The following is a 24,881-nucleotide window of genomic DNA, read 5'->3' as shown; positions in this document are numbered from 1 at the left end:
ACGACGGTTTTTTATTCCTTACAGTTACCGCATCTGATACACCTCTTCTTTATCACCAAAGTTAGTAGGATTTTCCTTAGGTCATTGATTTGTTGTGTTACATATTGTAATGATTGATGGGCCTTAAATAACAACCACATAACTATGAAAACCTTAAAAGTGATTAGCAGCTTTTTGCTGCTGCTTTCTGCACACAGCAACGCAGCCTGGCAAGAGCGTGAGCTCAACACCTGGTATGAGAAAGACCGGGTTTTATATGACATTACGCAAACTGTCGACGACAATCCTGTAATGATAAGTATTGCTCAGGCTGGCTATAAAACAGCCAACCTTACTGTTTCGTATATGTCTAACGGAGGATGCTCAAACAATAACCCCCCGCTAAGAATAAACAACACCATAGTACCCGCTGCTTATAAGTGTGTGCCGGTGGGGAAGAATAAAATTGAACATTACATTGTCGATGACGCTGATAAGGTCAATGCTCTGGTCAGGCACCTGAAGTCAGACTTTACGGCAGTCATCCAGGGGGACATAAAAATCTGGGCAGCTAATATCAAGTCGCCCAAGTACGGAATGGCTCCGAAGTTTTGACGAGCTGGTGAACGTAAACCGCCTGCGTGAACTTACCCCATAATGTTGGGCGGTTTTTTTGGTAGCAAAATTAGCAGCTCTATGTCATTACAAGGCAGTGATAACCCGGGCAGGTTTCGCGAAAAGTGGGATAAGCAGACTGATAGTGAATAGCAGACATTACACAGCAACGTCTCCACGGCGCTTGATGATGAAAATGCGAGGCCCTATCATTATTAAGGTCTAGGAATAACCTTAGGATAATGATATTAAATATCTATAAAAACATGTGGGGATCTGGTCTTGAAAATTTTAGGGTTAGATGAGCAAAGAACACTTCGCGGTAGTGGAGTGTTGAAATTCTTTGAGCTTGAGCGCGTTCCAAATAGTGACTGGGTTGAAATATTTGAAAGCCTGTTAACTCAAGGAAATGAGAAAACATGGGTGGAGGGGTATTGCCTTGTCACCAATTGCCCATCAAGTGAAGTGCCAGCTCGCCTTAAGCTGATTGAGGAAAAATGTAATGAGGCTAATGAGCTTTTAAAGAAACGACTTCCTTCTCTGTAGTTCATCAACTTCAAAGCCGCCTTCAGGCTAATACCGATCGGTTAAGCAAAATGTTCGGTCGAACAATTCGATGGTTAGACGATAATAGCCTCATCAATGATGGGGAGCCTATCAGTGAGTCTGTGTCACTGCCCAGTTGTTAAAGGTGGTCGCTCAGGCTAATAAAACGACTTATTGACAGCCGCCAGTTCTAGATCGGCATGCTCCATTTTTTCGACGCATCTCCACTAGCCAGATAAATTATCTTCCGCACCGAGCCATCCGTGGGGAACACCTTGCCAGTCCATGTAAACAATGCGATACAGCGTATTAAGTTGTCGGTTTTGCACTCTGTAACCTGCTCTTTACGGCGTCAGTGAATTTAGATATCAGCGTGGACGATACGACGGCATTGTACATCTCTTTGAAGGTGGCGACTACTTCGCGGGTGGTCATGCCTTTGGCGTAAGGGGGATAAGATGTGACTGTCCGTCTACGTAATACGCGTCTGGTTATTCTTAACTAACACAGGGTGAAAGGTATTTTCACGATCACGCGGTGTATTCAGCTCGATCTCGCGGTCATCGTACAGCAGCGTTTTTGACGAGTAGCCATTGCGGGTATTAGAGCCTATTTTAGGCGCATTTTTTTCATGCCCTAGCTGGTCGATCAGCTCAGCATTGAGCGCTGTTTCGACGGTCAACGTCATCAGTATACAGGAAAACTGGTTAAGATCAGCTTCGGTTTTAATACCTTTAGCCAGTTTAGTTGGCAGTGCTTTGAGTTTCTTTTCGTCCATAATTTGCCTGTCTCCGTTGTTGGAGTAGACATATCAAAAACAGGCAGATACACAATTTCAATTACAGTCTCCCGGAGCGGTTTTTTTATGCCTGTTGACCTATAACCCCAAATAACCCCCCATTTCACCCACTATTCATCCGATTAAAACCCCTCCAGAATCGGATAATCATGCCGATAACTCATTTAACGCAGGGCTGTTTATCGTGAATACACTCTATACCGCTGACGGTGTAATGGATAAACACTCGCTGTGGCAACGTTATGTACCGCTAGTGCGTCACGAAGCATTGCGCCTGCAGGTGCGCTTGCCGGCGAGTGTGGAACTGGACGATCTGCTACAGGCGGGCGGTATCGGGTTATTGAATGCAGTTGACCGATACGACGCTCTGCAAGGAACGGCATTTACCACTTACGCAGTGCAGCGTATTCGTGGGGCCATGCTGGACGAGTTGCGCAGCCGCGATTGGGTGCCACGCAGCGTCCGGCGTAACGCCCGCGAAGTGGCGCAGGCAATGGGGCAGCTGGAGCAGGAGTTAGGCCGTAACGCAACGGAAACCGAAGTTGCGCAGCGGCTCGATATTTCTGTTGAAGAGTATCGTCAGATGTTGCTCGACACCAACAATAGCCAACTCTTCTCTTATGACGAGTGGCGGGAAGAGCATGGCGATAGCATTGAACTGGTGACTGACGATCACCAGCGAGAGAACCCGTTACATCAGCTGCTGGAGAGCAATCTCCGCCATCGCGTGATGGAGGCCATTGAAGCCTTGCCGGAGCGTGAGCAGCTGGTATTGACGCTCTACTACCAGGAAGAGCTGAATCTCAAAGAGATCGGCGCGGTGCTGGACGTGGGAGAGTCACGGGTAAGCCAGCTCCATAGCCAGGCCATTAAACGCTTACGTACCAAACTGGGTAAGTTATAGGCAGCAATGAGTGCTGCCTGAACGATGTCGCACAACGTATTGACAACCAGGAGTTATCATGACGGTGCTACAAGTAAAAAGACGGCCATTAAGCCGCTACCTTAAAGACTTTAAACACAGCCAAACGCATTGCGCCCATTGCCATAAACTGCTCGACCGCATCACGCTGGTGCGTCGGGGCGAAATCGTTAACAAAATTGCTATCTCGCGCCTCGACACGCTGCTGGACGATGCGGGCTGGGAGCAGGAGCAGAAAGAGTGGGTTGCCCTGTGCCGCTTCTGCGGCGATCTGCATTGCAAAGAGCAGAGCGACTTTTTTGATATTATTGGCTTTAAACAGTATCTGTTTGAGCAAACCGAAATGAGCCACGGCACGGTACGTGAGTATGTCGTACGCCTGCGCCGCCTTGGTAATCACCTTACCGCCCACCGCATTACCCTCGACCAGCTTGAAGACGGTTTTCTGGATGAAGTTCTTGAGCCGTGGCTGCCCACGACCAGCACCAATAACTACCGGATCGCCCTGCGCAAGTATGCGCAATTCAAAGCCCAGGCGCACTTTATGGCCAGTCAGAAAATCGCTTCCGGCGCAACTTCTGATATATATTAAAAGTGAATAATATGTAGCGTACAGGTGGTTGTACCTTGTGGGTCAGCCCCTTACACTGCGTAGCAACCAATTATTATATTCGGGGTAACTATGAAATTAGCACTTTTGGGTCGTCAGGCGCTGATGGGTGTAATGGCTGTTGCGCTGATGGCAGGCGTGAGCGCGAAATCCTTCGCCGACGAAGGCCTGCTGAAAAAAGTCAAAGATCGCGGTACGCTGCTGGTAGGGCTGGAAGGCACCTATCCGCCGTTCAGCTATCAGGGCGATGACGGCAAGCTCACCGGCTTTGAAGTTGAATTCGCTGAAGAGCTGGCCAAACACCTCGGCGTTAAAGCCTCGCTGAAGCCGACCAAGTGGGACGGGATGCTGGCCTCGCTGGACTCCAAGCGCATCGACGTGGTGATCAACCAGGTGACGATCTCCGACGAGCGTAAGAAAAAATATGACTTCTCTACCCCGTACACCGTCTCTGGTATCCAGGCGCTGGTGAAGAAGGGCAATGAGAGCGGGATCAAAACCGCGGCCGATCTGAAAGATAAAAAGGTCGGCGTGGGTCTGGGAACCAACTATGAAGAGTGGCTGCGCAAGAACGTCCAGGGCGTGGATATTCGTACCTATGATGATGACCCGACCAAATATCAGGATCTGCGCGTAGGCCGTATCGACGCTATTCTGGTGGATCGTCTGGCGGCGCTGGATCTGGTGAAAAAGACCAAGGATACGCTGGCGGTAGCGGGCGAGCCGTTCTCCCGTCAGGAAGCGGGCGTGGCGCTGCGTAAAGACAACCAGGACCTGCTGAAGGCGGTTGACGATGCGATTGCCGCTATGCAGAAAGACGGTACCCTGAAGGCGCTGTCAGAAAAATGGTTCGGTGCTGACGTAACCAAGTAACGTTCACCGGCGGTAAAAAGGCGCTTATTGAAGCGCCTTTTTTATTTCTGTCGCTAAAGGTACATAATTAACATCACGCACGTCTTAAATCGGCCACCGGAGGCCCTATGTCCTTGCAAAACCTGACCCGCTTTCCGCGCCTCGAATTTATTGGCGCACCGACGCCGCTGGAGTACCTGCCGCGCTTCTCTGACTATCTGGGCCGTGAAATCTACATCAAACGCGACGACGTGACGCCGATGGCATTGGGCGGCAACAAGCTGCGCAAGCTGGAGTTCCTCGCCGCCGATGCGCTGCGGGAGGGGGCGGACACGCTGATCACCGCCGGGGCAATCCAGTCCAATCACGTCCGCCAGACCGCCGCCGTGGCGGCGAAGCTTGGCCTGCACTGCGTGGCGCTGCTGGAGAATCCTATCGGCACGCGGGCAGAGAACTATCTCACTAACGGTAACCGGCTGCTGCTGGATCTTTTCAATGCCCAGATTGAGATGTGCGACGCCCTGACCGATCCGGTGGCGCAGCTGGCTGAGCTGGCAACGCGTATTGAAGCCCAAGGTTTCCGTCCCTATGTCATTCCGGTTGGCGGCTCGAACGCGCTGGGCGCACTGGGCTATGTAGAGAGCGCCCTGGAGATTGCCCAGCAGTGTGAAGGGGCGGTGGAGCTCTCTTCCATCGTGGTGGCTTCCGGCAGCGCCGGGACGCACGCCGGGCTGGCGGTTGGCCTTGAGCAGCTGATGCCCGAGGCGGAGCTGATTGGCGTAACCGTCTCCCGCAAGCGTGACGAGCAAAAGCCGAAAGTGGTTGCGCTTCAGCAGGCCATCGCCCGCGAGCTTGAGGTTGAGGCGAAGTCGGACATCGTGCTGTGGGATGAGTACTTTGCACCCGGCTACGGCACGCCGAACGAGGAGGGCGTGGAGGCGATCAAACTGCTGGCCCGCCTGGAGGGCATTCTGCTGGATCCGGTCTATACCGGAAAGGCGATGGCCGGGCTGATCGATGGCATTAACCAGAACCGTTTCAAGGATCAGGGGCCGAGCCTGTTTATCCATACCGGCGGCGCGCCTGCGCTCTTTGCCTACCATCCCCATGTTTAACATTCAGGCAGAAAAACCATAATGCAAGAGAGTATTCAACTGGTGATAGAGTCATTGCCGTACCTGCTGCGCGGGGCGGTATTTACGTTACAGCTCAGTATTGGCGGGATGTTCTTTGGTCTGCTGCTCGGCTTTATGCTGGCGCTGATGCGGATGTCGGCCATTGCGCCGGTACGCTGGCTGGCGCGTTTCTATATTTCCGTGTTTCGCGGCACGCCGCTGATTGCCCAGCTGTTTATGATTTACTACGGCCTGCCGCAGTTCGGCATCGAGCTGGATCCGCTTCCGGCGGCGATGATCGGCCTGTCGCTCAATACGGCGGCCTACACCTCGGAAACGCTGCGCGCCGCCATCTCCTCTATCGATAAGGGGCAGTGGGAGGCCGCGGCCAGTATCGGTATGACCCCGTGGCAGACGCTGCGCCGCGCCATTTTACCTCAGGCGGCCAGGGTAGCGCTGCCACCGCTCAGCAACAGCTTTATCAGCCTGGTGAAAGATACCTCGCTGGCGGCAACCATCCAGGTGCCGGAGCTGTTCCGTCAGGCGCAGCTGATCACCTCCCGGACGCTGGAGGTCTTTACCATGTACCTCGCCGCCTCCCTGATCTACTGGCTGATGGCCACGGTACTCTCTGCATTACAGAACTATTTTGAAAACCAGCTTAACCGTCAGGAGCGCGATCCGAAATGAGTGCGATTGAAGTGAAAAACCTGGTGAAGAAGTTTCACGGCCAGACGGTGCTGCACGGCATTGATTTAGAGGTCAATGAGGGGGAGGTGGTCGCCATCATCGGCCCCAGCGGCTCTGGCAAAACGACGCTGCTGCGCAGCATCAACCTGCTGGAGCACCCGGAGAGCGGCAGCATCCGCGTCGGCACCATCACCATCGATACGGCGCGGGCGTTAAGCCAGCAGAAGGGAGAGATCCGCCAGCTGCGGCAGCACGTTGGCTTTGTGTTCCAGAGCTTTAACCTCTTTCCCCACCGCACGGTACTGGAAAATATCATTGAGGGACCGGTGATTGTTAAGGGCGAAGCGAAAGCCGAGGCCGAGACTCGCGCCCGAGAGCTGTTGGCGAAAGTGGGCTTGAGCGGCAAGGAGACCAGCTACCCGAAACGCCTCTCCGGCGGACAGCAGCAGCGCGTCGCCATTGCCCGCGCGCTGGCAATGCGTCCGGACGTGATCCTCTTTGATGAGCCAACCTCGGCGCTGGATCCTGAGCTGGTGGGCGAAGTGCTGAGCACGATCCGTCAGCTGGCGCAGGAGAAACGAACCATGGTGATTGTTACTCATGAGATGAGCTTTGCCCGAGACGTGGCCGATCGCGCCATCTTTATGGATCAGGGCCGGATAGTGGAGCAGGGGCCAGCCAAAACGCTGTTTGCCGACCCACAGCAGCCACGAACCCGCCAGTTCCTGGAAAAATTCCTCATGCAGTAGTGCCTGGCTACGCGCCCATCGGCTTGTTACGCCGGTGGGTGCGTTAAGGCTATTGGTTTTAACAATTGGCTAACACCCCGCCATTTCTCCCGTTAATGCCGCTTCGGCTGGCATATAAGTTCAGTTTATTTCCCGCGAGTCGGATAATTTGGATCTTAAAATAAGATTTATGTGATAGTTTTATACATTCATAATAAATATATAACGAACGGGGTTTTTGCGCTCAGTATGCAGGATATTGATTTTTTTACATGGCGAAAGGAAATGCTGCGGCGGTTTAGCGAGATGACAGCAGCGGACGAGGTCTATAAAGAGTTAGAGCGCCAGACGCAGCGGCTGGAATTTGACTACTACTCGTTATGCGTGCGTCATCCGGTGCCTTTCACACGGCCAAAAACCTACCTTGAGACCTCCTATCCCGATGTCTGGAGAGCACATTACTGCGCGGAGAACTATTTTTCCGTCGATCCTGTGCTGAAGCCGGATAACTTTATCCAGGGCCATCTCCCCTGGAACGACCGCCTGTTTCAGGATGCACAGACGATGTGGGACGCGGCGCGCGATCATGGGCTGCGTAAAGGTTACACCCAGTGTCTGATGCTGCCTAACCGGGCTATGGGTTTCCTGTCGGTATCTAAAACCTCAGTCCGGGGTAAAAGCCTTAGCGCGGATGAGATTGAGCTTTCTCTCCAGTTGCTGGTGCAGCTGAGTCTGGTGACGCTCTCACGCCTGGAAGAGGAGATGGTGATGTCGCCAGAGATGAAGTTCAGCAAGCGCGAGTGTGAAATTCTCAAGTGGACGGCAGAAGGCAAGACGTCGGCGGAGATCGCCATGATCCTGTCGATTTCAGAGAACACGGTGAATTTTCACCAGAAAAACATGCAGAAGAAGTTTAACGCACCGAATAAAACGCAGATTGCCTGCTATGCAGCGGCGACCGGATTCATTTGAACCCCACCTGCGTTTCGCGTGCCGAACGTACTACCGGCTGACAGCCTGCCAGCCGGCTACTCTTACTGACGGTAAGCTTGTTTAATCTGCTTAACCGTATTGGCAAAGACGTCAGCCTGCGCCTCGTTTTCCATCTGCGCGATCTGTTTTTCCATTTTCAGGATGATACGACCGGCGTCCGCCTGACCCAGCGCCTGCAGCATCAGGGTGACCAGTGCTTTCATGCAGGCAACTTCCTGCGCCAGCTGTTGATTATTTTCCGCAGTAGAGAAGTCAGGAGTGCTCATCTATTTTCCTCGATATGTGACAGCGCCTGCGCGCGCCCGTAAATGTTAAGGCGGCGGAGTATAACACAAGCTTTTAAAAAAATAGCACTGGTTGTTTTTTGATCGCCATACAAGTCAGCGCGTAAATAGCATGTTATTACGATTTGCACTAATTTATAACGTGGGAAATATGTTTAAAAAGAGGTATAAAAGCCGTTAATTATTGTTACAAAGAAAAAAGGGCACTTTACAACGCATAAATAATAGTATTGCCCTTAACTCTCTGAAAAGTAGTATTTAAAGTATAGTTTAAAATCCAGGCGAGACGGGGTGCTTTCCGGGTTTGTACAGCTTTATTTCCAATTTTGCGAACGAAATCGTACACATCGCATTTAATCTTTTAGTTTTCGCCCAATTAACGCTAATATAGAGTGACTGTACTGTCAGTCGCGTTATCCCTTTTTGGAGATTTGCTTTGATCAACGTTCTTCTTGTTGATGACCACGAGCTTGTGCGCGCAGGGATACGACGCATTCTGGAAGATATTAAAGGCATAAAAGTTTCCGGCGAGGTCAGCTGCGGCGAAGATGCCGTAAAATGGTGCCGTGCCCATCCCGTGGATGTGGTGCTGATGGATATGAACATGCCCGGTATTGGCGGCCTGGAGGCTACGCGTAAAATTGCGCGCTCCGTGCCCGATACCAAAGTCATTATGCTCACGGTTCACACCGAGAGCCCACTGCCTGCCAAAGTGATGCAGGCGGGCGCGTCAGGCTATCTCAGCAAGGGGGCCGCCCCGAAAGAGATGGTTAACGCTATTCGCGCCGTTTATTCGGGACAGCGCTATATTGCTTCCGATATTGCCCAGCAAATGGCGCTCAGCCAAATTGAGCCAGAGAAAACTGAATCTCCCTTTGCCAGTTTGTCTGAACGCGAATTGCAGATTATGCTGATGATAACCAAAGGCCAAAAGGTGAATGAGATTTCCGAACAGTTGAATCTCAGTCCGAAGACGGTGAACAGCTACCGCTACCGTATGTTCAGTAAATTGAACATCCACGGTGACGTAGAGCTCACCCACCTGGCCATTCGTCATGGTCTGTGTAATGCGGAGACGTTAACAAGTCAGTGAGTGATGTTTTTGATTCAAAAGCCTTTCTGAGTACGGTTACCAGTAAACCCGGTGTCTACCGCATGTATGACGCCGGTGGTACTGTTATCTACGTCGGTAAAGCCAAAGATCTCAAGAAGCGCCTGTCCAGCTACTTCCGTAGTAATCTTGCCTCACGAAAAACCGAAGCGCTGGTCTCCCAGATCCAGCAGATCGACGTGACGGTAACCCATACGGAAACGGAGGCGCTGCTGCTTGAGCATAACTATATCAAGCTGTATCAGCCACGGTACAACGTGCTGCTGCGCGACGATAAATCCTACCCGTTCATTTTTCTCAGCGGTGATACCCACCCGCGTCTGGCGACGCATCGGGGGGCTAAGCATGCGAAAGGGGAGTACTTTGGGCCGTTCCCGAACGGTTACGCGGTGCGCGAGACCTTAGCGCTGCTGCAAAAAATCTTCCCTATCCGCCAGTGTGAAAACAGCGTCTACCGCAATCGCTCCCGGCCCTGCTTGCAGTACCAGATCGGCCGCTGCCTTGGGCCGTGTGTCGAGGGGTTGGTCAGCGAAGAGGAGTATGCTCAGCAGGTTAACTACGTGCGCCTCTTCCTGGCGGGCAAGGACGATCAGGTTCTGAACCTGCTGATTGAGCGCATGGAGAAGGCCAGCCGCGATCTCGACTTTGAAGAGGCGGCGCGTATTCGCGATCAGATCCAGGCCGTACGTCGCGTCACGGAGAAGCAGTTCGTCTCTAACAATGGCGACGATCTCGACGTCATCGGCGTGTCGTTCGATGCCGGTATGGCCTGCGTGCACGTGCTCTTTATTCGCCAGGGCAAGGTGTTGGGCAGCCGGAGCTACTTCCCGAAAGTGCCGGGCGGCACCGAACTTGGCGAAGTGGTAGAGACCTTCGTGGGGCAGTTCTACCTGCAGGGCAGCCAGATGCGCACCCTGCCGGGCGAAATCCTGCTCGACTTTGATCTCAACGACAAAACGCTGTTGGCCGACTCGCTCTCCGAGCTGGCAGGCCGCCGCGTCAACGTGCAGACAAAACCGCGCGGTGACCGGGCACGCTACCTCAAGCTGGCTCGCACCAACGCCGCCACGGCGCTCAGCACCAAGCTCTCTCAGCAGTCAACGGTTAGCCAGCGCCTGGTCGCGCTCGCAACGCTGCTGAAGCTGCCGGCGGTTCGGCGTATGGAGTGTTTTGATATTAGCCACACCATGGGCGAGCAGACCGTTGCCTCCTGCGTGGTGTTTGACGCCAACGGGCCGCTGCGTGCCGAGTACCGCCGGTACAATATCACCGGTATTACCCCTGGCGATGACTATGCGGCCATGAATCAGGTGCTGCGTCGTCGCTACGGTAAGGCCATTGAAGAGAGCAAGGTGCCGGACGTGATCTTAATCGACGGCGGCAAGGGGCAGCTGAGCCAGGCGAAGACGGTCTTTGCCGAGCTGGACGTTCCCTGGGATAAGCACCATCCGCTACTGCTGGGCGTAGCGAAAGGCACCGACCGTAAGGCAGGGCTGGAGACGCTCTTCTTTGAACCAGAGGGAGAGGGCTTTAACCTGCCGCCAGACTCACCGGCGCTGCACGTGATCCAGCATATCCGTGATGAGTCGCATAACCACGCCATCAGCGGGCACCGTAAAAAACGCGCGAAGGTGAAAAATACCAGTACCCTGGAGACCATTGAAGGGGTCGGGCCGAAGCGCCGCCAGATGCTGCTGAAATACATGGGTGGATTGCAGGGTTTGCTCAACGCCAGCGTTGAGGACATCGCAAAAGTGCCGGGTATTTCGCAGGGGCTGGCAGAAAAGATCTTCTACTCGTTGAAACATTGAGGGCTCTGTAGCAACATAGGGCTAATTTTTACTGACAACAGATAGTTACCTGCCACTATGCGATACAATATCCCAACGTTGCTCACGCTTTTTCGTGTCATCCTGATCCCGTTCTTCGTGGTGGCGTTTTATCTACCTGTGGTCTGGGCGCCTTTCGCATGTGCACTCATCTTTCTCGTCGCTGCGGTGACGGACTGGTTTGATGGCTATCTGGCTCGGCGCTGGAACCAGAGCACCCGTTTCGGCGCGTTCCTCGATCCGGTGGCGGATAAGGTCATGGTCGCCATCGCTATGGTGCTGGTGGCCGAGCACTATCACACCTGGTGGGTGACCCTGCCTGCTGCGACCATGATTGGTCGTGAGATCATCATCTCTGCCCTGCGCGAGTGGATGGCGGAGCTGGGCAAGCGCAGCAGCGTGGCGGTATCGTGGATTGGTAAAGTTAAAACCACCGCGCAGATGGCCTCGCTGGTGTGGATGCTGTGGCGGCCAAACGCCTGGGTAGAGTGGGCGGGAATTGGCCTGCTGTGGGTCGCTGCGGTGCTGACCCTGTGGTCCATGTTCCAGTATTTAAACGCTGCCCGGGGCGATCTGCTGGAACAGTGATCGTTTCGGCTTAATTTTCAGCAAACGATCCGAGATTTAAAAAATATCGTTGACTCAGTGCGTCAGGTAAGTAGAATGCATCGCATCAGACGGCGGCACAGCTTGCCAGATGAGAGTAAAATCAAGTGATTAGCATAATCACCTGATAAGCGGGAATAGCTCAGTTGGTAGAGCACGACCTTGCCAAGGTCGGGGTCGCGAGTTCGAGTCTCGTTTCCCGCTCCAAATTAAGGTATCGGCACTGTATGAAGTTAAAGAGTGCGGGTGCAGGTCGCAAGACTAAGATTTAAGGCGCGTTAGCAAAGCGGTTATGTAGCGGATTGCAAATCCGTCTAGTCCGGTTCGACTCCGGAACGCGCCTCCAATTTCCTCCCGAGCCCGGATGGTGAAATCGGTAGACACAAGGGATTTAAAATCCCTCGGCTGTAAGGCTGTGCGGGTTCAAGTCCCGCTCCGGGTACCATTGGAAATTAGCAGAATAATCAAAGCAATAAGCAGTGTCGTCAAACCACCTACGGGTGGTTTTTTTGTGCCTGCGATTTGGCCCTGACAATTAAGAGCATGTAAACCTTGGGTATGTGTTATCAAGGTAACGGGAAGCCTGCGCTGAGGGCAGGTAAGGTAAAATATACCGCTGTACCAAAAGCGTTTGATCTTCAGAGTGACAATAATTCTAGCTGGCCTTGAAAGCCAGCTATGTAGATAGTTTTATGACATATTTTTTAGGAAATATATACCGAGTTAATCGGCAATATTTTTTAACATAGCTTCTATAAATTACGTTTATGCGGTTGGCTGAACCTCTTTTATAGACCGCTCCCTCTTATAAAACAAAAATGTAGAAATTTTATTTGATATTTTCATGGAGGGATAATCTACAAGCTTGAAAATAAAATTCGCTAGTCCATAAATCATTCCTATAGATAACAGTGAGGCAGATATTGCGCTCGTTGCATATCCAAGGTTTCTTACATAAAAAGCATTAAACAGCCAAACAGCAACTACGAATAAAAAGGGCAGATGGAAAAGATAAACGCTAAATGATACCTTGCCCATGTATACAAATGCTTTATTACTGAATGCTTTTTTCAGAGTCCCATTGGTTAAAATGGCAAATGTAATCACTATGCCGGATATAAAATTAAACAATATGTAGGCATTTGACTCTTCGCCATTCAAGAAAAAGCGCGAGTAATATATGGTATATATATAAGGAGATGAACCGTAGTGCACGCCGCCAGCGTACACGCCAATGGCGGCTAAGACTAACGCCGTGCCTTTTTTTATACTAAAGCTCGATGTGTAGATATAAACACCAAAAAGAAAGGCCATGTAACCATATTTTTCTTTTTGCGGTAGGGTAGACAGGAAAAGCATCAGCCCAAAAAATAATAGTAATAGGGGCTTTTTATCGCATTTAATCAAAATAATGCAGGTGAAGTAAGTTAGAAACGACCCAATCAGTTCAATTTTCATGGTCCAGAGGACAGGGTTGTATGCAGAGCCTTCCCCAAAGAAAGCATGCACTGCGCCAGAATAAACTGCATCAAATAACGAGGGGTTAGCAACCTTATAAGACTGAATCCAACCAGACAACATTCCCGTTTCAGGCGTGGTATTAGTTACAACCACAAAACAAAAAATACACGAAGCGATTGCGGGTATAGCAAGCCTAAAATAGCGCTTAGATACCATAGATGTGACATTTTCTAAAACGTCTTTGCCATTCATAAATGCATGGGAGAGAATGAATCCGCTGAGGGTGAAAAAAATATAGACTGCGGCGGTTCCTGAATAAAGGAATGAAAAAGAGCTATTGAAAATGAAACTAATAAAGAGGTTGTCATTAATTAAACCCGGGTCGTGTAATCCGGGATAAAAAATGAGGGCCAAATGAGAAAAGACAACCATGAGACATGCAAAACCTCTGAGGCCATCAACGTGTAAAAGCTTCTGAGAAGACGCGGTAGGTATCGTGCTGTGCATATTAGTGAAGTTTAGTAAGCTAGAAGATGCTATGCATAATACCATGGATTTACCTTTGCTACATATCTTTACATCTTGCTATAGGTCCGAAGTAAGAATGATAAGCTCAACTTATTTATGTGAAATATGATATAACGGGTAACAGCGAGGGTAGTGAACCCTTATCAGGTCTGGTATAAAAGATCGTCAATACCTATGTTTTCCGCGACAAAACTTGATTTGTAACTTAATAGCTATCATTATCCTATCGATTCCGGCTACGTTTTTTACATATTACCCTTTATCATTCTCTCTTACGTATGCTTTCTGGTTTGTTTGTTCTGCGATCTGCTATGGTCTATCATATGCGCCCGCCCCAAACTGAGGTAGTGAATGATGAAAACCGGACCGCTGGATGAGAAAGAGCTGGAGTGGCTGGATGACGTGCTGGCAAAGTACAGCAATGAGGCGTCAATTGTCGACGTTGCGGAGCTGGACGGCCTGCTGACCGCAGTGCTGAGCGCGCCAACAGAGATCGAGCCGAGCGAGTGGCTGGTGGCTATCTGGGGCGGTGCGAACCACGTTCCACGCTGGTCATCTGAAAAAGAGATGGGGCGCTTTATGACGCTCTCATTCCAGCATATGAACGATATCGCCGAGCGTCTTGCCGATTACCCGGAGCAGTTTGAGCCGCTGTTTGGTACGCGCACCATTGAAGGCCAGGATCTCAGCATCGTGGAAGAGTGGTGCTTCGGCTATATGCGCGGTGTCGCGCTGAGCGACTGGTCAACGCTGCCCGAGTCGTTACAGCCTGCGCTGGAAGCCATTGCGCTGCACGGTAAAGAGGAGAACTTTACCCGCGTAGAGGAGATGACACCGGAGGCCTTCGAGGCAAGCGTTGAAGCACTGAAACCCGCTGCGCTGGCGCTGTTTGACTACTGGGCTGACAATCAGCAGGAACGTCCGGTAAAACAGCCGATAGTGAACGGTGATAAGGTCGGGCGTAACGACCCTTGTCCGTGCGGCAGCGGTAAAAAGTACAAGCAGTGCTGTCTGCACTGATAGACACTGTAACGCCGGGCGGCACTGCGTTTGCCCGGCCTACGTTGAGCTCACTTCTCTAACCCACCTCTGGCAGCACTCCCGCTGCAATACCACACTGAATCGCAATTACCGCTACGCCGCAGAAGAGCACCAGCAGCAAGGCTGGCTTACCCCCCCGTACGCGGTAGTCCGCCCGCGGGGTATGCTTACGGCTCTGCCACGCCAGCAGGGAAGGGAGCAGCAGCGCCAGTACGGCCAGCGCCACGCCCGCATAGCCCAGCGCCATCACAAAGCCACGCGGATAGAAGAGAGCAAAGGCCAGCGGCGGCAGGAAGGTAATCGCCCCGGTCTGTAGCCTGCCCATCGCGGTATTACGACGATTAAAGAGATCGGCCAGGTAATCAAACAGCCCCAGGGTCACGCCTAAAAACGAGGTCGCCAGCGCCAGATCGGCAAACAGGTGCACCGCCAGCTCTACGTGCGGCGAGGCTACCACGTCGCGCAGGGCCTGCAGCAGGCCGTTAAGCCCGGCGCTGTTCGCCATCAGGCCAAAGAAGGTGGTGGAGTCGATGCTGCCTAGCGTCGCCAGCTGCCAGAAGATATAGGCCACCAGCGGAATGGCGCTGCCGGTAATAAAGACCCAGCGCAGCTTCTGCACGTTGCCGTTCATGTAGCTGACGATGCTCGGCACGCTGCCGTGAAAACCAAAGGAGGTAAAGATCACCGGGATAGCAGAGAGCGCCAGCCCCTTCTCCAGCGGCAGCGTCAGGAGATTGACCTTATGCACGTGAGGCATCAGCAGCGCCAGCATCACAATCAGGAAAATCAGCTTAGCGCTGAACAGAAAACGGTTGAAGAGATCTACCAGCGACGTGCCAATGCAGACCACACCGCCCGCGACAAGGGTGAACAGCAGGACGCCGGTCGCCGGAGACACGGAGAGGCCAAGCCACTCGCTCAGGCTGGAGGCCAGCAGCTCGCCTGCGCCGCTCATGTAAGCCGCCGTCAGGGCATACATGAGGAACAGCATGCTAAAACCGGTCGCCCACTGTCCGTAGCGCCCAAGGTAGCGGCGGGCCAGTGTACCTAGCCCGGTATCTGCCGGAACGTGCTGATACACCTCCAGCAGCAGCAGGGCGGTGTAACACATCAGCCCCCACAGGCAAAATAGTAACGCCAGCGTTACGCCAAAGCCAACGCCTGCGGCGGCCAGCGGCATCGCCAGCATACCGGCACCAATGGTGGTCCCGGCAACGATAAACATACTGCCAAAAGTCCTGTTCTTCACGCTTCTCTTTACACCTGAACTGCGCACCAAAATTGTGCGGCGCAGAGTAAGGCAAAACGGTGTTTACGTCAAACCACCGTTACAATCGCTGTAAAGATAACGATACGAATTAGGCCATCGGGTTAAGCTGAGCTCTATCAGTAGTAAACACCTGCGGGGGAGTAGTTCACCGCATGGCCCTGACACTGGTACTGAAGCGTGACGGTTTCGTTCAGGCACAGCGAGCCGCTGATGACGCTACAGGTTTTAACTGGCTGACCAAAGGCGATCGCCGTGGCATAGCCCATCTGCTGGCACTGGCGATTTGCCGTTCCCTGAGTGGTGTAGTCGTCATACCGGGCCTTCTGCAGCATCGTCTCGTTAAAGTGCAGGCGCACCAGGCCCGTTGCCGGGTTAACGTCGGTGACTTCAGGTTCTTTCGTGATGGTGCATCCAGCAAGCAGCATCAGCGAAGCGGCGAGGAGAGATCTTTTCATGAAAACGCTCTGATTCAGTTTCGATGATCTCATCCTACAGCCAGCATAATTAGCCAATGCCCGGAATAGCCAAAGAATCTAACCGATCTAATTGCAACGGTAGCGGGAGAGGGGCTGGCCTAAGCAAAACTGTGACCGCATCTCTAATTTTTAAAACCATTTTTCATTAAATTTGAAAATATGTTTGCCAGGTAGTAAGGTTTAAGCTGATTAGCCCTTTATGACGGGATCCCCCGCAACGCATTCAGGAGAAGAGATAATGAAAATTGCACTGATGATGGAAAACAGCCAGGCTGCCAAAAACGCCATCATTCTCAAAGAGCTGAAAACCGTCGCTGATGATAAAGGCTTCCCGGTTTTCAACGTTGGGATGAGCGATGAGAATGACCATCATCTGACCTATATCCATCTGGGCATTATGGCCAGCATCCTGCTGAATTCAAAGGCGGTGGATTTCGTTATTGCTGGCTGCGGCACCGGGCAGGGCGCGTTGATGTCGCTGAACATCCACCCGGGCGTGAACTGCGGCTACTGTATCGATCCGGCCGACGCCTTCCTGTTTGCCCAGATCAACAACGGTAATGCCCTGGCGCTGCCGTTCGCTAAAGGCTTCGGCTGGGGTGCCGAGCTGAACGTACGCTTTATCTTTGAAAAAGCCTTTACTGGCCGTAAAGGCGAAGGCTACCCGCCAGAGCGTAAAGAACCGCAGGTGCGTAACGCCGGGATCCTTAACCAGGTGAAAGCGGCAGTGGTAAAAGATAACTATCTCGATACCCTGCGCGCCATCGATCCTGAGCTGGTGAAAACCGCCGTCTCCGGTCAGCGTTTCCAGGAGTGCTTCTTTGAACACTGCCAGGACAAAGAGATCGAAGCGTTCGTTCGCGAGATGCTTGCGTAACACATCCTGTGCCGGGCAGCGCTACGCTGACCCGGCAATGCATTACCCTTTCTTAGATGACACCGCGCTGCCCGCATCCTTCGTTAGCCTGAACGTATCGATCATGCCCACCAGACAGATCAGGGCGATAAACACAAACGCCAGCCGGAAGCTGATGCCCGGCACGCCGTCAAGCGCTAGCCAGTCGCTGGCTTTTTCCCCCAGACGAATGCCAATCGCGCCGAGCGTGATACCCAGCCCAACCGCCAGCTGCGTAGCCGTGCTGAACAGCGTATTGGCATAGCTCATCTGCGCAGAGGGGACATCGGCGAAGGCCAGCGTACTGACGCCGGTAAACTGCACCGAGCGAAAAACCCCGCCCAGATAGAGAACGACAAAAATCACCCATACTGGCGTCGTCGGCGTAATAAAGGCGCAGGCCAGCAAAGCCAGCACGTTCAGTGCGCCGTTAATCAGCAGCAGCTTTTTAAAGCCAAGCCAGCGGATCAGCGGCGTCGTGGCGGGCTTAATCGTCAGGTTACCCACGAAGACCGCCAGCACCAGCAGCCCAGCATGAAACGGATCCATCCCAAAACCGACCTGGAACATCAGCGGCAGCAGAAAGGGTACCGCGCTAATAGAGGCGCGAAACAGCGAGCCACCGTACATGGTGACGCGAAAGGTAGGCACCCGCATGGCATCAAGGCGGATCATCGGCCAGCGGACGCGTTGAAAATGGCGCAGCGCGTAGACCAGGGTGGCCGCGCCTAGCGCCACCAGGCCGAGCGTCCACGCTCCCTGCTGCTGTTTACCTCCCAGCATCTCCATGGCGCATACCAGGCTGACCATCGCCACAGAGGTAGCGAGAAAGCCAGCCAGGTCGAAAGGACGGCGCTCGTCGTCGCGAATATCGGGAATGATGCGCAGCGCCAGAATGATAGCCAGCAGGCCAATCGGCACGTTGATAAAGAAGATCCAGCGCCAGTCGGCATAGTGGGTAATAAACCCGCCCAGCGGTGGGCCGATAATAGGCGCGACCAACGCGGGCCAGGTGAGGGTAGCGATGGCGGTGATCAGCAGATGCTTAGGCGTGGTCCGCAGCACGGCAAGCCTGCCGACGGGGACCATCAGCGCGCCACCCATCCCCTGCAACACGCGCATCGCCACAAACATCTCAACGCTGGTAGAGAGGCCGCAGAATACCGAGGCGAGGGTAAAGATCGCCAGCGCGGCGGTGAAAACCTTACGTGCACCGAAGCGGTCAGCTATCCAGCCGCTGGCCGGGATCAGTACCGCAAGGGTGATCAGGTAGGCGCTGATACCGATGTTTAGCGCGACTGCATCGACGCCAAAACTCCGCGCCATATCCGGCAGGGCCGTGGCTATCACCGTCCCGTCGAGAAACTCCATAAAAAAGGCCCCGGCGACCAGCAGCGCGGCGGGCGAGACGCCCCGCGACTTCTCCGGGAGGGTGTTTTCACTCATTCTTGGTCTGCCATTTCAAAAAAAATTATAATAATTAAAAAAAATGAAACCGTCGTAACCCACGGATTGTTAAATAATTTTTTAACAAAACGAGAATAATCACAGCGAAATTGATGTGATATGCATCACAAAGTGGTTGATTTTTGTGATGCAAGTCATATTATACGCCCATAGATAAGTAACACCTGCATAACAAAATAGCCGGAGCAAAACATGAAACTGCGCAAAATCCTGAAAAGCATTTTTGAAACCTACTGCAAGACTTTTAAAGACGTACCGCCGGGCGCTATGTTTTAATAAAGTTGCTGTGATAAAAAACCTGCTGCGGCAGGTTTTTTTGTTTCTGTAACTCAGGAGTAACTATGTCTCAAAATCTAAGCGCCGATCAGGAGCTGGTGTCCGACGTTGTGGCGTGCCAGCTGGTGATCAAACAGATCCTTGACGTCATTGACGTTATCGCTCCGGTTGAGGTGCGTGAGAAGATGGCTAACCAACTCAAAACCATCGACTTCACCACGCATCCGGCCGCGGCCGATCCGGTGACCCGACGTGCCATCCAGAAAGCCATTGCCTTAATTGAGCTGAAATTTACACCGCAGGAAGAGACGCACTAAGGTGTGAATATAAGCAAATAAAGTAAACCTTTGTTTTGTTATTTTCAAACGGATGTTTTCTTTATTGCTGGCGAGGGGGAACGTCGTTGCGCCTGCGTTGAGGTTTGCGCCGGAAAGCAGGGAAGTGGCGGGAGAGACTCCCGCCAGAAAGGGTAGCGTAAAGGGTTAGTGCCTGCGGCAGTTCACCACGTTAAGCAGCGCCCGATCGGTCTGGGCAATATTTTTCCCGTCCCGCAGGGAGCGATGAATCTCGCTAATTAACAGTTGCAGCAGGAGACCATCCTGCTGCTCTGCTTTCTCCAGCTCGCGCAAAAAGTTAAGCGTTTTTTCATCCTTTACCGCTTTTGCCTCTTCACTCAGCTGGGCCAGCATTTCACACCGCACGGTGTACTCTTCAAAGGCTTTCTGAAACAGCTCTTCTAAAGAATTAAAGTTATCGTGCGCATTTTCCCTCGCTTTCACCGTGGGATAGGCACCGGCGCGCTTCATAAAGTCGAATACGCGCATCATCAGATTTACCTTCTCCTGCGCCTGCGCGCGGAGAAACGTTGCCGAACCCGGTAGATCGTGCTTTGAACACCACTCACTCAATGAAAGGCAGAGATTAGATGCCTGGAACTCAAGGTTAACCTGTGAGTTGAGTTTTTGTGCCATGCCGCTCGTCGCCATAATGACCTCCTTCTGTCCTGGATGGGGCTGCGATGAATATCAGCCGTACTGCATCGACAAAACGATCGTAAAGATTTATTCATCTTACAAATGTGATCCAGCAGACACTTTTCAGCCAGCGAAAATAATAATCTTAATAAAAATAGTGGCTTACATTCATGGCTGAATGTATGTCATGGAGGGTTTCTTTAAATATGAAGGAGTTGGAGATGAAAAGAGTTGCGGTGCTGCTGGCCCCCGGTTTTGAAGAGGCGGAAGCCATAGTGACCATTGATATACTACGCCGGTTGCACATTGAGGTTGAAACCCTGGCCTGTGCCACCTCTCGCGCGGTAGTGAGCTATCACGCTATTCCTATGGTGGCTGACGCGGTTCTGAGTGAGCGCATGGATACACTTTACGACGCCGTTGTTCTGCCCGGCGGGCCGGAGGGGAGCGTCAACCTCGCGGCGAACGCAGAGGTTATCGCCTTTGTTACCCGTCATGACGAGGCCGAGAAGCTTATCTGTCCTATCTGCTCGGCAGCCGCGCGGGTGCTGGGAGGTAACGGTCTGCTGAAGGGGCGGCGCTACGTCTGTTCAGGCGATCTGTATGAAACCGTGACCGACGGTCACTATGTCGATGCCGCCGTCGTAGAGGATGGGAATCTGATTAGCGGCAAGGGATTAGGCCGGGTGTTCGATTTTGCCTTTGCCGTCTCAACGCGCCTGTTGGGTGATGATGCCCCCGTGCGCGACCACGCAGATCATATCTACTATCCGCTTTAACAATTCTTTCTCACTACCCCCCGTCAGGCCACAAGGATAAGCTGGCTGGCCTGATGGACAATGCTGCTATACCCCTATGGATTTGTCTGACAAATACGCCAATTCTTATGAAGATATTCGCTGAATTTATGCACGCTTTTACTGTAATTCTGCGGTGTGATGGCGCTCTCCTATGGAGAATCAATTTCCCGCTAAAACTACTCTTCAGCAATAGCATCTCCTGATAGACGTGTGCTAATGCCTTGTTTTAAGGCTGATTAGACAGCTCATAAACTCTCATTCCCTACATAAAAAAGCGTTAAAGCTGGAGTAAACCATGCACAAATTCACTAAAGCGCTGGCGGCCATTGGTTTAGCTGCCGTTATGTCACAATCCGCTATCGCCGAGACGATGAAACTCGGTTTTTTGGTTAAGCAGCCCGAAGAGCCGTGGTTCCAGACAGAGTGGAAATTCGCTGATAAGGCAGGTAAAGATTTAGGTTTCGAGGTCATTAAAATTGCCGTGCCGGACGGTGAGAAAACGCTGAACGCCATCGATAGTCTGGCTGCCAGCGGAGCAAAAGGGTTTGTTATCTGCACCCCGGATCCCAAGCTGGGTTCAGCGATTGTCGCCAAAGCACGCGGCTATGACATGAAGGTCATTGCCGTGGACGATCAGTTCGTCAACGCCAAAGGCAAGCCGATGGAGACCGTACCGCTGGTAATGATGGCCGCCAGCGAGATTGGCGCTCGCCAGGGGCAGGAGCTGTATAAAGAGATGCAGAAACGCGGCTGGGATGTGAAAGAGACCGGCGTAATGGCGATCACCGCCGACGAGCTGGATACCGCCCGTCGCCGCACCTCTGGCTCAATGGATGCCCTGAAAGCTGCAGGCTTCCCGGAGAAACAGATCTATAAGGTCCCGACCAAATCCAACGATATTCCCGGTGCGTTTGATGCCGGCAACTCCCTGCTGGTTCAGCATCCTGAAGTGAAACACTGGCTGGTGGTCGGCATGAACGACAACACCGTGCTGGGCGGCGTTCGCGCGACCGAAGGGCAGGGCTTCAAAGCTGCCGACGTGATCGGTATCGGTATTAACGGCGTTGACGCCGTGAGCGAGCTCTCTAAGGCCCAGGGTACCGGCTTCTACGGCTCGCTGCTGCCAAGCCCGGACGTCCATGGCTATAAGACCAGCGAAATGCTCTACAACTGGGTGGAAAAAGGCGTCGAGCCGCCGAAGTTCACCGCGGTGACCGACGTGGTGCTGATCACCCGCGACAACTTTAAAGAAGAGTTAGCGAAGAAAGGGCTAGGCGTGAAGTAATTCGCGCCGTTGGTTGCGCCCTTCACCACTGGCTTAAAACGCCGGGTGAGGGGCCAGTCGTACCATAAATGCGTCACGGAGACGTTATGCAACAGTCAACTCCATATCTCTCTTTCCGTGGTATTAGCAAAACCTTCCCCGGCGTGAAAGCCCTGAGCGACATCAGCTTCGACTGCTATGCCGGTCAGGTGCACGCCCTGATGGGGGAGAACGGCGCGGGTAAATCGACGCTGTTAAAAATTCTTAGCGGCAACTATGCCCCCTCCGCTGGCACGCTGGTGCTGCAGGGGAAAGAGGTCAGCTTTGCCGACACCACTGCCGCGCTGAATGCCGGGGTGGCGATCATCTATCAGGAGCTGCATCTGGTTCCCGAGATGACCGTCGCGGAAAATATCTATCTTGGCCAGCTGCCGCAGAAGGGCGGGCTGGTGAATCGTTCCCTGCTGAACTATGAAGCCCACCTCCAGCTGGAGCATCTTGGGCTGGATATCGATCCGCAGACGCCGCTGAAATATCTCTCCATCGGCCAGTGGCAGATGGTCGAGATTGCCAAGGCGCTGGCGCGCAACGCGAAAGTGATCGCCTTCGATGAGCCGACCAGCTCGCTCTCGGCGCGGGAGATCGACAACCTGTTTCGGGTGATCCGCGAGCTGCGCAATGAGGGACGGGTGATCCTCTACGTTTCCCACCGTATGGAGGAGATTTTTGCCCTCAGCGACGCTATCACCGTCTTTAAAGACGGGCGCTACGTGCGTACCTTTGACGATATGCAGCAGGTCAACCACGACTCGCTGGTGCAGGCGATGGTCGGGCGCGATCTTGGCGACATCTACGGCTGGCAGCCGCGAGAGTACGGCGCGGAGATGCTGCGCCTGGAGGGGGTTAAAGCCCCCGGCGTGCGTCATCCCGTAAGCTTTTCGGTGCGGCGCGGCGAAATCGTCGGCCTGTTTGGGCTGGTGGGAGCCGGGCGCAGCGAACTGATGAAGGGGCTGTTCGGCGGCACGCGCATCACCGCAGGCCAGCTAATCATCGACGGCAAGCCGCTGACTATTCAAAAGCCGGCCCACGCCATTCGCGCCGGGATGATGCTCTGTCCCGAGGATCGTAAAGCCGAAGGTATTATTCCCGTCCACTCCGTGCGTGACAACATCAACATCAGCGCCCGACGCAAGTCCGTTCGCGCTGGATGTCTGATTAACGACGGCTGGGAGGTGGAAAACGCCGACCACCATATTCGCTCCCTTAATATCAAAACCCCCGGCGCTGAGCAGCTGATTATGAATCTCTCCGGCGGGAACCAGCAGAAAGCCATTCTTGGCCGCTGGCTCTCGGAAGAGATGAAGGTCATTTTGCTCGATGAGCCGACGCGTGGCATAGACGTGGGCGCGAAGCATGAGATCTACAACGTTATCTACGCCCTGGCGTCACGCGGCGTAGCGGTACTGTTTGCCTCCAGCGACCTGCCGGAAGTGCTCGGCGTCGCCGATCGCATTTTGGTGATGCGGGAAGGGGAGATCGCCGGCGAGCTGCTGCACGGCGAAGCAGACGAAAAACAGGCGCTAAGCCTCGCCATGCCTAAAGTGAGTCAGGCCGTTGCCTGAGTAAGGAGAGTATGATGTCATCAGTAACAAGCTCCGGCGCAGGAAAGTCGCCGTTTAGTCTGGGGCGTATCTGGGATCACTACGGCATGCTGGTGGTCTTCGCCGTACTGTTTATCGGCTGCGCCGTGTTTGTGCCTAACTTTGCCAGCTTCGTCAATATGAAGGGGCTGGGGCTCGCCATCTCAATGTCGGGCATGGTGGCCTGCGGAATGCTCTTCTGCCTGGCCTCCGGCGACTTTGACCTGTCGGTGGCCTCGGTCATTGCCTGTGCGGGCGTCACCGCGGCAGTGGTGATCAACATGACGGAGAGCCTGTGGATCGGCGTCTTTGCGGGCCTGATGCTGGGCGTGCTGAGCGGCCTGGTTAACGGCTTCGTCATTGCCAAGCTGAAGATCAACGCCCTGATTACCACCCTCGCGACGATGCAGATCGTGCGCGGCCTCGCCTATATCATCTCCGACGGTAAAGCGGTGGGGATTGAAGACGAGCGTTTCTTCACCCTCGGCTATACCAACTGGTTGGGTCTGCCTGCGCCTATCTGGCTGACCGTGGCCTGCCTTATCATCTTTGGTTTCCTGCTTAACAGAACTACCTTTGGCCGTAATACGCTGGCCATTGGCGGCAATGAAGAGGCCGCTCGCCTGGCGGGGGTGCCGGTGGTACGCACAAAAATTATTATCTTTGTGCTCTCCGGCCTGGTATCGGCCGCCGCCGGGATCATTCTGGCGTCGCGCATGACCAGCGGCCAGCCAATGACCTCCATTGGTTACGAGCTGATCGTCATCTCTGCCTGCGTGCTCGGCGGGGTTTCCCTTAAAGGCGGCATAGGAAAAATCTCGTATGTGGTGGCGGGTATCCTGATCCTTGGCACCGTAGAGAATGCCATGAACCTGCTGAATATCTCCCCCTTCTCGCAGTACGTTGTACGCGGCCTGATCCTACTGGCGGCGGTCATCTTCGACCGTTACAAACAGAAGGCCAAGCGTACCGTCTGATGTCTGGCACCTCGCCAAACGGTCTCTTTTTTAATCGTTTTTACCTCTCAGCCAGCCGCAATTGCGGCTGGTTTCTTTGCTTTAAAATGGCGAGGAGCGTGACACTGGCTATACTTACATGGCTAATGATAAT

The 24,881-nt window shown here is 53.3% G+C and carries 27 protein-coding genes, 3 tRNA genes and 1 pseudogene; 23 read left to right on the top strand and 8 right to left on the bottom strand.

What is annotated here, in order from left to right; all coding sequences use genetic code 11:
- Positions 1-144 precede the first annotated feature (144 nt).
- Both EV102420_RS10040 and EV102420_RS21330 read left to right on the top strand, forming a co-directional pair.
- A complete protein-coding gene (locus EV102420_RS10040; protein ID WP_042391419.1) occupies positions 145-594 on the top strand; it encodes a hypothetical protein in 450 nt (149 codons plus the stop codon).
- Positions 595-876: 282 nt separating this feature from the next.
- On the top strand, positions 877-1,140 hold the full coding sequence (locus EV102420_RS21330; RefSeq protein WP_072015231.1) for a hypothetical protein: 264 nt from the start codon (positions 877-879) through the stop codon (positions 1,138-1,140).
- A 281-nt stretch (positions 1,141-1,421) separates the two neighbouring features.
- Here EV102420_RS21330 and EV102420_RS10035 read toward each other — a convergent pair.
- Positions 1,422-1,918, bottom strand: a pseudogene (locus EV102420_RS10035) (transposase); the annotation flags it as partial.
- Between the two features lie 205 nt (positions 1,919-2,123).
- Between EV102420_RS10035 and EV102420_RS10030 the strand changes: the two are divergent.
- From EV102420_RS10030 to sdiA, 7 genes are all read left to right on the top strand, one after another.
- Positions 2,124-2,843 (top strand): RNA polymerase sigma factor FliA, encoded by a 720-nt coding sequence (locus EV102420_RS10030; RefSeq protein WP_042391418.1) that lies wholly within the window; start codon positions 2,124-2,126, stop codon positions 2,841-2,843.
- Positions 2,844-2,901: 58 nt separating this feature from the next.
- Entirely contained in the window at positions 2,902-3,453 is a 552-nt protein-coding gene (gene fliZ / locus EV102420_RS10025; RefSeq protein WP_042391417.1) for a flagella biosynthesis regulatory protein FliZ, read from the top strand.
- A 90-nt stretch (positions 3,454-3,543) separates the two neighbouring features.
- Positions 3,544-4,344, top strand: a complete 801-nt coding sequence (gene tcyJ / locus EV102420_RS10020; RefSeq protein WP_042391416.1) for a cystine ABC transporter substrate-binding protein — start codon at positions 3,544-3,546, stop codon at positions 4,342-4,344.
- A 107-nt stretch (positions 4,345-4,451) separates the two neighbouring features.
- Entirely contained in the window at positions 4,452-5,438 is a 987-nt protein-coding gene (gene dcyD / locus EV102420_RS10015) for a D-cysteine desulfhydrase (protein ID WP_042391415.1), read from the top strand.
- 21 nt (positions 5,439-5,459) lie between these two features.
- Positions 5,460-6,128, top strand: a complete 669-nt coding sequence (gene tcyL / locus EV102420_RS10010; RefSeq protein ID WP_042391414.1) for a cystine ABC transporter permease — start codon at positions 5,460-5,462, stop codon at positions 6,126-6,128.
- The gene (gene tcyN, locus EV102420_RS10005; protein ID WP_042391413.1) at positions 6,125-6,877 is read left to right on the top strand and encodes an L-cystine ABC transporter ATP-binding protein TcyN; all 753 of its coding nucleotides are present in this window, start codon (positions 6,125-6,127) and stop codon (positions 6,875-6,877) included. The genes tcyL and tcyN overlap by 4 nt, the downstream gene beginning before the upstream one ends.
- A gap of 228 nt (positions 6,878-7,105) precedes the next feature.
- Positions 7,106-7,828, top strand: a complete 723-nt coding sequence (sdiA, locus tag EV102420_RS10000; protein ID WP_042391412.1) for a quorum-sensing transcriptional regulator SdiA — start codon at positions 7,106-7,108, stop codon at positions 7,826-7,828.
- Positions 7,829-7,890: 62 nt separating this feature from the next.
- On the opposite strand, the gene EV102420_RS09995 is transcribed toward sdiA, so the two are convergent.
- Both EV102420_RS09995 and EV102420_RS22970 read right to left on the bottom strand, forming a co-directional pair.
- Complete coding sequence (locus EV102420_RS09995) at positions 7,891-8,115, bottom strand: DUF2594 family protein (RefSeq protein WP_042391411.1); 225 nt, start codon at positions 8,113-8,115, stop codon at positions 7,891-7,893.
- Positions 8,102-8,182 (bottom strand): hypothetical protein, encoded by an 81-nt coding sequence (locus EV102420_RS22970; protein WP_441842645.1) that lies wholly within the window; start codon positions 8,180-8,182, stop codon positions 8,102-8,104. Before EV102420_RS22970 ends, EV102420_RS09995 begins: the two co-directional genes overlap by 14 nt.
- A 387-nt stretch (positions 8,183-8,569) precedes the next feature.
- Here EV102420_RS22970 and uvrY point away from each other — a divergent pair, with 387 nt between their 5' ends.
- The 6 genes from uvrY (at position 8,570) to EV102420_RS09965 (ending at position 12,124) form a co-directional block, all read left to right on the top strand.
- Positions 8,570-9,226, top strand: coding sequence for a UvrY/SirA/GacA family response regulator transcription factor (uvrY, locus tag EV102420_RS09990; RefSeq protein WP_042391410.1), 657 nt, complete (start codon positions 8,570-8,572; stop codon positions 9,224-9,226).
- Complete coding sequence (gene uvrC / locus EV102420_RS09985) at positions 9,223-11,055, top strand: excinuclease ABC subunit UvrC (protein ID WP_042391409.1); 1,833 nt, start codon at positions 9,223-9,225, stop codon at positions 11,053-11,055. Before uvrY ends, uvrC begins: the two co-directional genes overlap by 4 nt.
- A 57-nt stretch (positions 11,056-11,112) precedes the next feature.
- Positions 11,113-11,661, top strand: a complete 549-nt coding sequence (pgsA, locus tag EV102420_RS09980) for a CDP-diacylglycerol--glycerol-3-phosphate 3-phosphatidyltransferase (protein ID WP_042391408.1) — start codon at positions 11,113-11,115, stop codon at positions 11,659-11,661.
- A gap of 149 nt (positions 11,662-11,810) precedes the next feature.
- Positions 11,811-11,886, top strand: a tRNA-Gly gene (locus EV102420_RS09975).
- 65 nt (positions 11,887-11,951) lie between these two features.
- Positions 11,952-12,025, top strand: a tRNA-Cys gene (locus tag EV102420_RS09970).
- A gap of 12 nt (positions 12,026-12,037) precedes the next feature.
- Positions 12,038-12,124 (top strand) — tRNA-Leu (locus tag EV102420_RS09965).
- A gap of 320 nt (positions 12,125-12,444) precedes the next feature.
- On the opposite strand, the gene EV102420_RS09960 is transcribed toward EV102420_RS09965, so the two are convergent.
- The gene (locus EV102420_RS09960) at positions 12,445-13,647 is read right to left on the bottom strand and encodes an acyltransferase family protein (RefSeq protein WP_255211675.1); all 1,203 of its coding nucleotides are present in this window, start codon (positions 13,645-13,647) and stop codon (positions 12,445-12,447) included.
- A gap of 375 nt (positions 13,648-14,022) precedes the next feature.
- Between EV102420_RS09960 and EV102420_RS09955 the strand changes: the two genes are divergently transcribed.
- Positions 14,023-14,688, top strand: a complete 666-nt coding sequence (locus EV102420_RS09955; protein WP_042391407.1) for a YecA/YgfB family protein — start codon at positions 14,023-14,025, stop codon at positions 14,686-14,688.
- 58 nt (positions 14,689-14,746) lie between these two features.
- Here the strand turns inward: EV102420_RS09955 and tyrP are convergent, their stop codons facing one another.
- On the bottom strand, positions 14,747-15,958 hold the full coding sequence (gene tyrP / locus EV102420_RS09950) for a tyrosine transporter TyrP (RefSeq protein WP_042391406.1): 1,212 nt from the start codon (positions 15,956-15,958) through the stop codon (positions 14,747-14,749).
- Between the two features lie 137 nt (positions 15,959-16,095).
- Positions 16,096-16,434, bottom strand: a complete 339-nt coding sequence (gene yecR, locus EV102420_RS09945) for a YecR family lipoprotein (protein ID WP_042391466.1) — start codon at positions 16,432-16,434, stop codon at positions 16,096-16,098.
- Positions 16,435-16,693: 259 nt separating this feature from the next.
- Here yecR and EV102420_RS09940 point away from each other — a divergent pair, with 259 nt between their 5' ends.
- Positions 16,694-17,332 carry an RpiB/LacA/LacB family sugar-phosphate isomerase gene (locus tag EV102420_RS09940; protein ID WP_042391405.1) on the top strand — a complete coding sequence of 213 codons (639 nt, stop codon included), beginning with the start codon at positions 16,694-16,696 and terminating at the stop codon, positions 17,330-17,332.
- A gap of 42 nt (positions 17,333-17,374) precedes the next feature.
- Here the strand turns inward: EV102420_RS09940 and EV102420_RS09935 are convergent, their stop codons facing one another.
- Positions 17,375-18,796, bottom strand: a complete 1,422-nt coding sequence (locus tag EV102420_RS09935) for an MFS transporter (RefSeq protein WP_042391404.1) — start codon at positions 18,794-18,796, stop codon at positions 17,375-17,377.
- Positions 18,797-19,009: 213 nt separating this feature from the next.
- Here EV102420_RS09935 and azuC point away from each other — a divergent pair, with 213 nt between their 5' ends.
- Entirely contained in the window at positions 19,010-19,093 is an 84-nt protein-coding gene (gene azuC, locus EV102420_RS22050; protein WP_088218881.1) for a stress response protein AzuC, read from the top strand.
- A gap of 65 nt (positions 19,094-19,158) precedes the next feature.
- Entirely contained in the window at positions 19,159-19,410 is a 252-nt protein-coding gene (locus tag EV102420_RS09930) for a DUF2766 family protein (protein ID WP_042391403.1), read from the top strand.
- A gap of 165 nt (positions 19,411-19,575) precedes the next feature.
- On the opposite strand, the gene EV102420_RS09925 is transcribed toward EV102420_RS09930, so the two are convergent.
- On the bottom strand, positions 19,576-20,079 hold the full coding sequence (locus tag EV102420_RS09925) for a non-heme ferritin-like protein (RefSeq protein WP_042391402.1): 504 nt from the start codon (positions 20,077-20,079) through the stop codon (positions 19,576-19,578).
- Between the two features lie 209 nt (positions 20,080-20,288).
- Here EV102420_RS09925 and EV102420_RS09920 point away from each other — a divergent pair, with 209 nt between their 5' ends.
- From EV102420_RS09920 to araH, 4 genes are all read left to right on the top strand, one after another.
- Entirely contained in the window at positions 20,289-20,846 is a 558-nt protein-coding gene (locus tag EV102420_RS09920) for a DJ-1/PfpI family protein (protein WP_042391401.1), read from the top strand.
- 316 nt (positions 20,847-21,162) lie between these two features.
- Positions 21,163-22,152: an arabinose ABC transporter substrate-binding protein gene (locus EV102420_RS09915; protein WP_042391400.1), complete on the top strand. Its 990-nt coding sequence runs from the start codon at positions 21,163-21,165 to the stop codon at positions 22,150-22,152.
- An 86-nt stretch (positions 22,153-22,238) separates the two neighbouring features.
- Entirely contained in the window at positions 22,239-23,753 is a 1,515-nt protein-coding gene (gene araG, locus EV102420_RS09910) for an L-arabinose ABC transporter ATP-binding protein AraG (RefSeq protein ID WP_042391399.1), read from the top strand.
- Between the two features lie 14 nt (positions 23,754-23,767).
- Positions 23,768-24,748: an L-arabinose ABC transporter permease AraH gene (gene araH / locus EV102420_RS09905; RefSeq protein ID WP_042391398.1), complete on the top strand. Its 981-nt coding sequence runs from the start codon at positions 23,768-23,770 to the stop codon at positions 24,746-24,748.
- Positions 24,749-24,881: the final 133 nt, after the last annotated feature.

It is taken from the genome of Pseudescherichia vulneris NBRC 102420, from assembly GCF_000759795.1.
GTDB classification, from domain to species: Bacteria; Pseudomonadota; Gammaproteobacteria; order Enterobacterales; family Enterobacteriaceae; genus Pseudescherichia; species Pseudescherichia vulneris.
Note: the sequence above shows the minus strand (reverse complement) of the source record. Positions and strands in the feature narration are given on the sequence as shown.